The organism is Solwaraspora sp. WMMA2080, assembly GCF_027497395.1.
GTDB lineage: Bacteria > Actinomycetota > Actinomycetes > Mycobacteriales > Micromonosporaceae > Micromonospora_E.
Map to the genome: position 1 here is coordinate 5102328 of NZ_CP114910.1, position 12064 is coordinate 5114391.

Consider the following 12064-nt stretch of genomic DNA (forward strand, 5'->3'; position numbering starts at 1 on the left):
AGTTTGCGCTGCCTTCCGACTTGCCTCGCGCCCGGAATGTCCGATCCTGGATATTTTGACCGAGGTTCTTTGGAGTGCGCGCGAAACAGCCGTCTGCAGCACCGGTCCTCGGAAGGACGCATCTTGGCAGCTTCCCGCCCTGCGAAGACCAGTCGTACGTCGAGCGCTTTCGCTCCTCGCCGAATCTCATTCGGCCGGATCACCGAACACCTCGAGGTCCCCAACCTTCTCTCCATCCAGACCGAGTCGTTCGACTGGCTGGTGGGCAACGAGGCTTGGCAGGGCCGGTCGGCTGACGACCCGCACGCACGATCCGGCCTCGCGGAGATCCTCGACGAGATCAGTCCCATTGAGGACTTTTCCGGCACCATGTCGCTCTCCTTCTCCAGCCCGCGCTTCGACGAGGTCAAGGCCTCGATCGAGGAGTGCAAGGAGAAGGACCTGACCTACTGCGCGCCGCTCTTCGTCACTGCGGAATTCACCAACAACACCACCGGCGAGATCAAGAGCCAGACGGTGTTCATGGGTGACTTCCCGATGATGACGCCCAAGGGCACCTTCATCATCAACGGCACCGAGCGCGTGGTGGTCAGCCAGCTCGTCCGGTCCCCGGGCGTGTACTTCGACAAGCAGCCGGACAAGACCTCCGACCGCGACCTGTCCAGCGTCAAGGTGATCCCTAGCCGGGGTGCCTGGCTGGAGTTCGACATCGACAAGCGCGACACCGTCGGTGTCCGCATCGACCGTAAGCGGCGTCAGGCCGTCACCGTCCTGCTCAAGGCCATCGGTTGGTCCGCCGACCGAATCCGGGAGCGGTTCGGCTGGTCCGAGCTGATGATGACCACCCTGGAGAAGGACCACATCGCCGGGGTGGACGAGGCGCTGCTCGACATCTACCGCAAGCTCCGTCCCGGTGAGCCGCCGACCCGCGAGAACGCGCAGACGCTGCTCGACAACCTGTTCTTCAACCCCAAGCGGTACGACGTCGCCAAGGTCGGCCGGTACAAGTTCAACAAGAAGCTCAACCTCGACGTCCCGATCAACTCCGGGACGCTCACCGAGGACGACATCGTCGCCACCGTCGAGTACCTCTGCCGGCTGCACGCCGGTGAGGAGGGCTACGAAGCCGACGACATCGACCACTTCGGCAACCGGCGGCTGCGTACCGTCGGCGAGCTGATCCAGAACCAGGTACGGGTCGGCCTGTCCCGGATGGAGCGGGTCGTCCGTGAGCGGATGACCACGCAGGATGTCGAGGCCATCACGCCGCAGACCCTGATCAACATCCGCCCGGTGGTGGCGGCGATCAAGGAGTTCTTCGGCACCTCTCAGCTGTCCCAGTTCATGGACCAGACCAACCCGCTGGCCGGGTTGACCCACCGCCGGCGGCTCAGCGCGCTCGGCCCGGGTGGTCTGTCCCGGGAGCGGGCCGGCTTCGAGGTCCGTGACGTGCACCCGTCGCACTACGGCCGGATGTGCCCGATCGAGACCCCGGAAGGCCCGAACATCGGTCTGATCGGGGCGTTGTCCACCTTCGGGCGGGTCAACCCGTTCGGCTTCATCGAGACCCCGTACCGCAAGGTCATCGACGGCCGGGTCACCGACCAGATCGACTACCTGACCGCGGACGAGGAGGACCGGTTCGTCAAGGCGCAGGCCAACGCGCCGCTGATGGCCGACGGCACCTTCGCCGAGGACCGGGTCCTGGTCCGACGCAAGGGCGGTGAGGTCGACTTCGTCCCGCCGGCCGCCGTCGACTACATGGACGTCTCACCGCGGCAGATGGTCTCCGTCGCCACCGCGATGATTCCGTTCCTGGAGCACGACGACGCCAACCGGGCGCTGATGGGCGCCAACATGCAGCGCCAGGCGGTGCCGCTGGTCAAGGCGGAGTCCCCGCTGGTCGGCACCGGCATGGAGTACCGTGCTGCGGTCGACGCCGGCGACGTGGTGATCGCCGAGTCCGGCGGCGTGGTCGAGGACCTGTGCGCCGACTACGTCACCGTGCACCAGGACGACGGCCACCGTCGGACGTACCTGCTGCACAAGTTCCGTCGCTCCAACGCCGGCTCCTGCGTCAACCAGAAGCCGACCGTCTTCGAGGGCGACCGGGTCGAGGCCGGCCAGGTCATCGCGGACGGCCCGTGCACCGACGACGGCGAGATGGCCCTCGGCCGCAACCTGCTCGTGGCGTTCATGCCGTGGGAGGGTTACAACTACGAGGACGCCATCATCCTGTCCCAGCGGCTGGTGCAGCAGGACGTGCTCACCTCGATCCACATCGAGGAGCACGAGGTCGACGCCCGGGACACCAAGCTCGGCCCGGAGGAGATCACCCGCGACATCCCGAACGTCAGCGAGGAGATGCTCGCCGACCTCGACGAGCGCGGCATCATCCGGATCGGCGCCGAGGTGGTTCCCGGTGACATCCTGGTCGGTAAGGTCACCCCGAAGGGTGAGACCGAGCTGACCCCGGAGGAGCGGCTGCTGCGGGCGATCTTCGGCGAGAAGGCCCGGGAGGTCCGGGACACCTCGCTGAAGGTGCCGCACGGCGAGACCGGCACGGTGATCGGCGTACGGACCTTCTCCCGCGACGACGGCGACGAGTTGCCGCCCGGCGTCAACGAGCTGGTCCGGGTCTACGTCGCGCAGAAGCGGAAGATCCAGGACGGTGACAAGCTCGCCGGCCGGCACGGCAACAAGGGCGTCATCTCCAAGATCCTGCCGGTCGAGGACATGCCGTTCCTCTCCGACGGCACCCCGGTCGACATCGTGCTCAACCCGCTCGGTGTGCCGGGCCGGATGAACATCGGCCAGATCCTGGAGACCCACCTCGGGTGGGTGGCCAAGACCGGGTGGAAGGTCGAGGGCGACGACGCCGAGTGGAAGGCCGCGCTGCGTGCCATCGGCTCGGACGACGCCGAGCCGGACACCAACGTCGCGACCCCGGTCTTCGACGGTGTCCGCGAGGAGGAGATCACCGGCCTACTGGGCAGCACCCTGCCCAACCGGGACGGCGTGCAGCTGATCGGCAGCTCGGGCAAGGCCCAGCTGTTCGACGGGCGCTCCGGTGAGCCGTTGCCGGACGCGATCGCGGTCGGCTACATCTACATCCTCAAGCTCAACCACCTGGTGGACGACAAGATCCACGCGCGGTCGACCGGCCCGTACTCCATGATCACCCAGCAGCCGCTCGGCGGTAAGGCGCAGTTCGGCGGCCAGCGCTTCGGTGAGATGGAGTGCTGGGCGATGCAGGCCTACGGCGCCGCCTACGCCCTGCAGGAGCTGCTCACCATCAAGTCGGACGACGTCCTGGGCCGGGTCAAGGTCTACGAGGCGATCGTCAAGGGCGAGAACATCCCCGAGCCGGGCATCCCGGAGTCGTTCAAGGTGCTGCTCAAGGAGCTGCAGTCGCTGTGCCTCAACGTCGAGGTGCTGTCCAGCGACGGCGTGGCCCTGGAGATGCGCGAGACCGACGACGAGGTGTTCCGGGCCGCGGAGGAACTCGGTATCGACCTGTCCCGGCGGGAGCCGAGCTCGGTCGAGGAAGTGTGAGGCGCGGTCGGCGGCCCTGACCCCAGGGCCGCCGACCGGGGCCCCGTGAACCAGCAGTAGCGACGACGACATAGGGGACACGAAACGTGCTCGACGTCAACTTCTTCGACGAGTTGCGCATCGGTCTCGCCACCGCCGACGACATTCGTCAGTGGTCCCACGGCGAGGTCAAGAAGCCCGAGACGATCAACTACCGCACCCTCAAGCCGGAGAAGGACGGGCTCTTCTGCGAGAAGATCTTCGGCCCGCAGCGGGACTGGGAGTGCTACTGCGGCAAGTACAAGCGCGTCCGCTTCAAGGGCATCATCTGTGAGCGGTGCGGCGTCGAGGTGACCCGATCCAAGGTCCGTCGTGAGCGGATGGGGCACATCGAGCTCGCCGCCCCGGTCACCCACATCTGGTACTTCAAGGGCGTCCCGAGCCGGCTCGGCTACCTGCTCGACCTGGCGCCGAAGGACCTGGAAAAGATCATCTACTTCGCGTCGTACGTTGTGACCGGGGTCGACGCCGAGGCGCGCCACCGCGACATGTCGACGATCGAGAACGAGATCTTCGCGGAGAAGCGCCAGTCGGAGAACAGCCGCGACTCGGAGATCGAGAAGCGGGCCGCCAAGCTGGAGGCCGACCTGGCCGAGCTGGAGGCCGAGGGCGCCAAGGCCGACGTACGCCGCAAGGTCAAGGAGTCCGGCGAGCGGGAGATGCGCCAGATCCGCGACCGGGCGCAGCGGGAGATCGACCGGCTCGACGAGGTGCTGGACACCTTCCGCAAGCTGGAGCCGAAGCAGCTGGTCACCGACGAGCTGCTGTACCGGGAGCTGCGCGACCGGTTCGGTGAGTACTTCACCGGCGGGATGGGCGCCGAGGCGATCAAGACCCTGCTGCAGCACATGGACCTGGACGCCGAGGCGGACAACCTGCGGGAGATCATCCGCAGCGGCAAGGGCCAGCGCAAGATCCGGGCCTTGAAGCGGCTCAAGGTGGTCGCCGCGTTCCTCAGCACCCGGAACTCGCCCGGGGGCATGGTCCTGGACTGCGTACCGGTGATCCCGCCGGACCTGCGCCCGATGGTGCAGCTCGACGGTGGCCGGTTCGCCACCAGCGACCTCAACGACCTGTACCGCCGGGTGATCAACCGGAACAACCGGCTCAAGCGGCTGATCGACCTGGGCGCACCCGAGATCATCGTCAACAACGAGAAGCGGATGCTGCAGGAGGCCGTCGACGCGTTGTTCGACAACGGTCGTCGCGGCCGGCCGGTCACCGGCCCGGGTAACCGTCCGCTGAAGTCGCTGTCCGACATGCTCAAGGGCAAGCAGGGCCGGTTCCGGCAGAACCTGCTCGGCAAGCGGGTCGACTACTCCGGCCGGTCGGTCATCGTCGTCGGTCCCAAGCTGAAGCTGCACCAGTGCGGTCTGCCCAAGCAGATGGCGCTCGAGCTGTTCAAGCCGTTCGTCATGAAGCGGCTGGTCGACCTCAACCACGCGCAGAACATCAAGTCCGCCAAGCGGATGGTCGAGCGGCAGCGGCCGGTGGTGTGGGACGTGCTCGAAGAGGTCATCTCCGAGCACCCGGTGCTGCTCAACCGGGCACCGACCCTGCACCGGCTGGGCATCCAGGCGTTCGAGCCGCAGCTGGTCGAGGGCAAGGCGATCCAGATCCACCCGTTGGTCTGCACCGCCTTCAACGCCGACTTCGACGGTGACCAGATGGCGGTGCACGTACCGCTGTCGGCCGAGGCGCAGGCCGAGGCCCGGATCCTGATGCTGTCGTCGAACAACATTCTCAAGCCGTCCGACGGCAAGCCGGTGACCATGCCGACCCAGGACATGATCATCGGGCTGTACCACCTCACCCACCGGACCGAGGGCCTGATCGGGGAGGGCCGGGTGTTCAGCTCGGACGCCGAGGCCCGGATGGCGTTCGACAACGGCGAACTGCACCTGCAGTCGCCGGTCCGGATCCGGCTGCACGGCGTGGTCGAGGTCGACAACGGCGCCGGCGCGTCGCGTTGGGTAGCACCCGAGGAGTGGCAGCCGGGTACGCCGCTGATCGTCGACACCACCCTCGGTCGGGTGCTGTTCAACGAGGTCATGCCGGTCGGCTACCGGTTCGTCAACTACGAGGTCCGCAAGAGCCAGCTGTCGGCGATCGTCAACGACCTGGCCGAGCGGTTCCCGAAGGTGGCCCTCGCCGCGACCCTGGACGGGCTCAAGGAGGCCGGCTACCACTGGGCCACCTGGTCCGGTGTGACCATCGGCATGCAGGACGTCGTCGCACCGCCGCACAAGCAGGAGACCCTGGAGCGGTACGAGGCGGAGGCCGCCCGGATCGACAAGCAGTACCAGCGTGGTCTGATGACCGGCGAAGAGCGGCGCGGCGAGCTGATCGAGATCTGGACCAAGGCGACCAACGAGATCGCCAAGGACCTGGAGACCTCGCTGCCGCACGAGAACCCGCTGTGGAAGATGATCCACTCGGGTGCTCGAGGCAACCTGCTGCAGCTGCGCCAGATCGCGGCGATCCGTGGCCTGGTGGCGAACCCGAAGGGCGAGATCATTCCGCGGCCGATCAAGTCGAGCTACCGGGAGGGTCTGTCGGTACTGGAGTACTTCATCTCCACCCACGGTGCCCGTAAGGGTCTCGCCGACACCGCCCTGCGGACCGCCGACTCCGGTTACCTGACCCGTCGACTGGTCGACGTGTCGCAGGACGTCATCATCCGCGAGGAGGACTGCGGCACCGACCGGGCGATCACCATGCAGGTCGGTGAGCGGCTCGACGGCAAGCTGGTGGTGCACGAATTCGCCGAGACCGGCGTGCACGCCCGGACCCTCGCCGAGGACATCAAGGGCGCCGACGGCGAGGTCGTGGTCGAGCGCGGCGCGGACCTCAACTCGATCCTGGTGGACAAGCTGGTCGCCGCCGGGGTGGAGAACGTGCGGGTACGCAGCGTGCTCACCTGCGAGTCCAAGCTGGGCGTCTGCGGTGCCTGCTACGGGCGTTCCCTGCCCACCGGCAAGACGGTGGACATCGGCGAGGCGGTCGGCATCATCGCCGCCCAGTCGATCGGTGAGCCGGGCACCCAGCTGACGATGCGGACCTTCCACACCGGTGGTGTCGCCGGTGAGGACATCACCCAGGGTCTGCCCCGGGTGCAGGAGATCTTTGAAGCCCGGGTGCCGAAGGGCAAGGCGCCGATCGCCGACACCCCGGGCCGGGTGCGGATCGAGGACGGCGAACGGTCCCGGAAGATCGTCGTCATCCCGGACGACGGCAGCGACGAGATCGTCCACGACAAGGTCTCCAAGCGGGTCCGGCTGCGGGTGCACGACGGTGACCACGTCACCGTCGGCGAGAAGCTCACCGAGGGCACCATCGATCCGCACGAACTGCTGCGGATCCTCGGCCCGCGGGCGGTCCAGGTCCACCTGACCCAGGAGGTCCAGGAGGTCTACCGCTCGCAGGGTGTGCTGATCCACGACAAGCACATCGAGATCATCATCCGGCAGATGCTCAAGCGGGTGACGGTCATCGACTCCGGCGGCACCGAACTGCTGCCCGGTGTGCTCGTCGACCGCGCGGTCTTCGAGTCGGAGAACCGCCGGCTCGTCTCCGAAGGCGGCGAGCCCGCCGCCGGTCGGCCGATGCTCATGGGTATCACCAAGGCGTCGCTGGCCACCGACTCCTGGCTCTCGGCGGCCTCCTTCCAGGAGACCACCCGGGTGCTGACCGACGCGGCGATCAACGCCCGCAGCGACTCGCTGATCGGCCTCAAGGAGAACGTGATCATCGGTAAGCTCATCCCGGCCGGTACCGGCATCAGCAAGTACCGCAACATCCGGGTCGAGCCAACCGAGGAAGCGAAGGCGAAGGTCTACTCGATGACCGGCTACCCGGAGACCGACTACGGGTTCGGGCCGGCCAGCGGGCAGGCCGTACCGCTGGACGACTTCGATTTCGGTTCCTACCGCTGATCAGCGGCAGGTACGACTGTCCGGGCGCCTGTCCCACCGCGACCGCGGTGGGACAGGCGCCTTCAGCTTGTAGGCTGGCACCGTGCAGGTGACCCCGGTGCCCCAGGCCGCGCACCCGACGCCACGGCATCCGGCGGACCCCGACCCGGTGCGGTCCACCAAGGCCGGAGCCGTCTTCGCGCTCGGGTTGGTCGCGGCGCTCACCGGGCTGCTGGTCGGCGGCGTGGTGCCGGCCGTGGTGGCGCTGCTGCTGGCCAACCAGGCACGCCGGGAGGCGTACTCGTCGCGGGGTTACCTGACCGGGACGGGCTGGCTGCGCCGCGGCGAACGGCTGGCCTGGACGGGCCTGCTCCTCGCCGTCGTGACGCTGACCCTGGCGCTGGTACTCGGCATCTTCGACTGGGCCACCGGTCCGGTCGGACAGGACTTCGACCCCGGCATCGACTGACCGCTGCGGCACCCGGTCGGCCCGGGCGACCGGGTCGAGTCACCGGCTGGTCACGGACGACCGGCTGGGCCGGTCGCAGGACGAGGAGGAGCGCAGGTGACCCAGTTCCCGGGGTACGGGACCGCAACGTCGCCGGCCGGGCCGCCGCCCGGTGCCCGACCGGTGGCCCCGCCACCGCCGGAGGGACGGCTGTCGCCACGGCGGGTGGAGCCGGTGCCCGGCACGAGTTTCGGGCTGGTGCACCTGGAGGTACCGCCGGTGGTGTCCGGCCTGGCGGTGACGTCGTTGATCGCCGGGGTCATCTCGGTGCTGGTGTCGTTCACCGTCGGCTGCCTGGGCATGGCCGGCGCAGACGGCGGCTGGGGCGGTTGGGCTGCCGGGGCGTTCACCCTGCTCGGTGTCGCCTTCGGGGCCGCAGCCGTCGGTCTGGGCCTGCTCGGGCTGCGCCAGGTCCGGCAGACCGCGCCACCGCCGGCGGTGCGGTTCACCGGCCGCGGTCTGGCGATCGCCGGGATCAGTTGCGGCGGGGTGGGGCTGGCGGTGACCCTGTTCAGCTTCGCCGTCGCGCTCCTGCTGGTCGCCGCCTGACCATCGGTAGGAGCATCCGGCTGGGGCCAGTACGCCGCCCGCCGGGCCGGCACCCGGGCGAACCGGTACACTTGGTGATCGGAGCGGTCCGCTGCGGGCGGAGCAGACAGACGGCCGATCCGAGTCCGGGGTTCGGGTTCCGAGATTGCGAAGCCGGGGTCAGGAGTTCGGTGCCGCCGTTTTGACCTGCGCGCGCGTGGTGGGTACTCTACCCTCTTGTGCCCGGCCTGCCCGGGCAAGTCGTGCGTGCGCCCGATCCGGGCCGGCGGCCCGATCTGGGTCGATGGTCAACGGGCAGCGCAACGGCGAAGTGCAGATTCCGGTGGTTGACAGCTGACGGCCGGGTCCGCGTGCGGGCGACACGCCCGACCGCGGGTGTCGGTGCCCTGTCGGGTGGCCGGTCGGAGTGTAGGAGAGTCGGCCTGCGGGGCGGCTGAGGAAAAGTGCGGCCGCCCGTGCGGCCGGAGGGAGCAAAGGAACCCGGTGCCAACGATCCAGCAGCTGGTCCGCAAGGGCCGCCAGGACAAGACGAGCAAGACCAAGACGCCGGCGCTCAAGGGCAGCCCGCAGCGTCGTGGCGTGTGCACCCGTGTGTACACCACCACCCCCAAGAAGCCGAACTCCGCGCTGCGCAAGGTCGCTCGGGTGAAGCTGAGCAGCCAGATCGAGGTGACCGCCTACATCCCCGGCGTCGGCCACAACCTGCAGGAGCACTCCATCGTGCTGGTGCGCGGCGGCCGGGTAAAGGACCTCCCGGGCGTCCGCTACAAGATCGTCCGCGGTTCGCTGGACACCCAGGGTGTCCGCAACCGCAAGCAGGCTCGCAGCCGCTACGGCGCGAAGAAGGAGAAGAGCTGAGATGCCGCGTAAGGGCCCTGCTCCGCGTCGTCCCCTGGTCGCGGACCCGGTGTACAACTCCCCGCTGGTGACCCAGCTGGTCAACAAGATCCTGCTGCGGGGCAAGCGTCAGCTCGCCGAGCGGATCGTCTACGGCGCCCTGGAGGGCTGCCGGGAGAAGTCCGGCACCGACCCGGTCGTCACCCTCAAGCGCGCCATGGACAACGTGAAGCCGACCCTGGAGGTCCGCAGCCGCCGGGTCGGTGGCGCGACGTACCAGGTGCCGGTCGAGGTCCGCCCGTCCCGGGCGACCACCCTCGGGCTGCGCTGGCTGGTCCAGTACTCCAAGGCCCGCCGGGAGAAGACGATGATCGAGCGGCTGATGAACGAGCTGCTGGACGCGAGCAACGGTCTCGGCGCGGCGGTCAAGCGCCGCGAGGACACCCACAAGATGGCGGAGTCCAACAAGGCCTTCGCTCACTACCGCTGGTAGGCCGCTGTCATGCCCGCCGGCATAGCCGCGCAGACACAGTCGACGACGAGACGAAGTAGGGATTGAAGTGGCCGCCGTAGACGCGCTCGCCAAGGTACGCAACATCGGCATCATGGCGCACATCGATGCCGGTAAGACCACGACCACTGAGCGGATCCTGTTCTACACCGGTATCACGTACAAGATCGGTGAGGTCCACGAGGGCGCTGCCGTCATGGACTGGATGGAACAGGAGCAGGAGCGGGGCATCACCATCACCTCCGCCGCCACCAAGTGTGAGTGGAAGGGCCACACGATCCAGATCATCGACACGCCGGGCCACGTCGACTTCACGGTAGAGGTCGAGCGGTCGTTGCGGGTGCTCGATGGGGCGGTCGCAGTCTACGACGGCGTGGCCGGCGTGGAGCCGCAGACCGAGAACGTGTGGCGGCAGGCGGACAAGTACAAGGTCCCCCGGATGTGCTTCGTCAACAAGCTCGACCGGACCGGGGCCGACTTCTTCCGCTGCGTGCAGATGATGGTCGACCGGCTCAACGCCACCCCGCTGGTGCTGCAGATCCCGATCGGCCTCGAGAGCGGCCACATCGGTGTCGTCGACCTGGTCGAGATGCGGGCGCTCACCTGGCGTGGCGAGACGATGAAGGGTGAGGACTACGCGGTCGAGGAGATCCCGGCCGACCTCACCGACTCGGCCGCCGAGTGGCGGGAGAAGCTGCTGGAGACCCTCGCCGACGTGGACGACTCCATCATGGAGAAGTACCTCGAGGGTGAGGAGTTGTCGGTCGAGGAGATCAAGGCGGCGATCCGCCGGGCCACCCTCGCCGACAAGGGCAACCCGGTGCTGTGCGGTTCGGCGTTCAAGAACAAGGGCGTCCAGCCGATGCTGGACGCGGTGGTCGACTACCTGCCGTCGCCGCTGGACGTGCCGGCGATCGAGGGCACCGCGACGGACGGCGAGACCCCGATGCTGCGGAAGCCGTCGACGACGGAGCCGTTCTCCGGCCTCGCGTTCAAGATCCAGACCGACCGGCACCTCGGTAAGTTGACCTACGTACGGGTCTACTCCGGCACGCTGGACTCCGGGTCCCAGGTGATCAACTCCACCAAGGACCGCAAGGAGCGGATCGGCAAGATCTACCAGATGCACGCGAACAAGCGTGAGGAGCGGGCGACCGCGATCGCCGGCGACATCATCGCCGTCCAGGGCCTGAAGCAGACCACCACCGGCGACACCCTGTCCGACCCGGCGAACCCGGTCATCCTGGAGTCGATGACGTTCCCGGAGCCGGTCATCGAGGTGGCGATCGAGCCCAAGACAAAGGCCGACCAGGAGAAGCTCTCCACCGCTATCCAGCGGCTGGCCGAGGAGGACCCGACCTTCCGCGTCAAGAACGACGAGGAGACCGGGCAGACGGTCATCGCCGGCATGGGCGAGCTGCACCTGGACATCCTGGTCGACCGGATGCGCCGCGAGTTCAACGTCGAGGCCAACATCGGCAAGCCGCAGGTGGCGTACCGGGAGACCATCCGCCGGAAGGTGGAGAAGGTCGAGTACACCCACAAGAAGCAGACCGGTGGGTCCGGCCAGTACGCCCGGGTGATCATCAGTCTCGAGCCGCTGCCGCTGGACAACGAGGCGCCGACCTACGAGTTCGCCAACGCGGTGACCGGTGGCCGGGTGCCGCGGGAGTTCATCCCGTCGGTCGACGCCGGTGCCCAGGACGCCATGCAGTACGGCATCCTCGCCGGCTTCCCGCTGGTCGGGGTCAAGCTGACCCTGGTCGACGGGCAGTACCACGAGGTCGACTCGTCCGAGATGGCGTTCAAGATCGCCGGCTCGATGGCGCTCAAGGAGGCCGCCCGTCGGGCGGATCCTGCGCTGCTCGAGCCGATGATGGCCGTTGAGGTCACCTCTCCCGAGGAGAACATGGGTGACGTCATCGGCGACCTCAACTCCCGGCGTGGCATCATCCAGGCGATGGAGGAGCGCGGCGGAGCCCGCGTCGTCCGTGCCCTGGTGCCACTGTCGGAGATGTTCGGCTACGTCGGCGACCTGCGGTCGAAGACCCAGGGCCGGGCGAGCTACAGCATGCAGTTCGACTCCTACGCCGAAGTGCCGCAGAGCGTGGCGAAGGAGATCATCGCGAAGGCGACGGGCGAGTAACGGGT

7 protein-coding genes are annotated in these 12064 nt (G+C 68.0%); all 7 read left to right on the forward strand.

Features of this window, described 5'->3' with window-relative positions; genetic code table 11:
- Window positions 1-123: 123 nt before the first annotated feature.
- The 7 genes from O7543_RS23290 to fusA all read left to right on the forward strand — a co-directional run bounded on the left by O7543_RS23290 (window position 124) and on the right by fusA (window position 12059).
- Window positions 124-3555, forward strand: coding sequence for a DNA-directed RNA polymerase subunit beta (locus O7543_RS23290; RefSeq protein WP_278173667.1), 3432 nt, complete (start codon window positions 124-126; stop codon window positions 3553-3555).
- An 86-nt stretch (window positions 3556-3641) separates the two neighbouring features.
- Window positions 3642-7529: a DNA-directed RNA polymerase subunit beta' gene (locus O7543_RS23295; RefSeq protein ID WP_281551897.1), complete on the forward strand. Its 3888-nt coding sequence runs from the start codon at window positions 3642-3644 to the stop codon at window positions 7527-7529.
- A gap of 82 nt (window positions 7530-7611) precedes the next feature.
- The gene (locus tag O7543_RS23300; RefSeq protein WP_281551896.1) at window positions 7612-7977 is read left to right on the forward strand and encodes a hypothetical protein; all 366 of its coding nucleotides are present in this window, start codon (window positions 7612-7614) and stop codon (window positions 7975-7977) included.
- Window positions 7978-8190: 213 nt separating this feature from the next.
- Window positions 8191-8565 (forward strand): hypothetical protein, encoded by a 375-nt coding sequence (locus O7543_RS23305; protein ID WP_281555729.1) that lies wholly within the window; start codon window positions 8191-8193, stop codon window positions 8563-8565.
- Window positions 8566-9048: 483 nt separating this feature from the next.
- Window positions 9049-9423 carry a 30S ribosomal protein S12 gene (rpsL, locus tag O7543_RS23310; RefSeq protein WP_123606153.1) on the forward strand — a complete coding sequence of 125 codons (375 nt, stop codon included), beginning with the start codon at window positions 9049-9051 and terminating at the stop codon, window positions 9421-9423.
- A 1-nt stretch (window position 9424) separates the two neighbouring features.
- Window positions 9425-9895, forward strand: a complete 471-nt coding sequence (rpsG, locus tag O7543_RS23315; RefSeq protein WP_278112081.1) for a 30S ribosomal protein S7 — start codon at window positions 9425-9427, stop codon at window positions 9893-9895.
- Window positions 9896-9962: 67 nt separating this feature from the next.
- Window positions 9963-12059 carry an elongation factor G gene (gene fusA / locus O7543_RS23320; protein WP_281551895.1) on the forward strand — a complete coding sequence of 699 codons (2097 nt, stop codon included), beginning with the start codon at window positions 9963-9965 and terminating at the stop codon, window positions 12057-12059.
- Window positions 12060-12064: the final 5 nt, after the last annotated feature.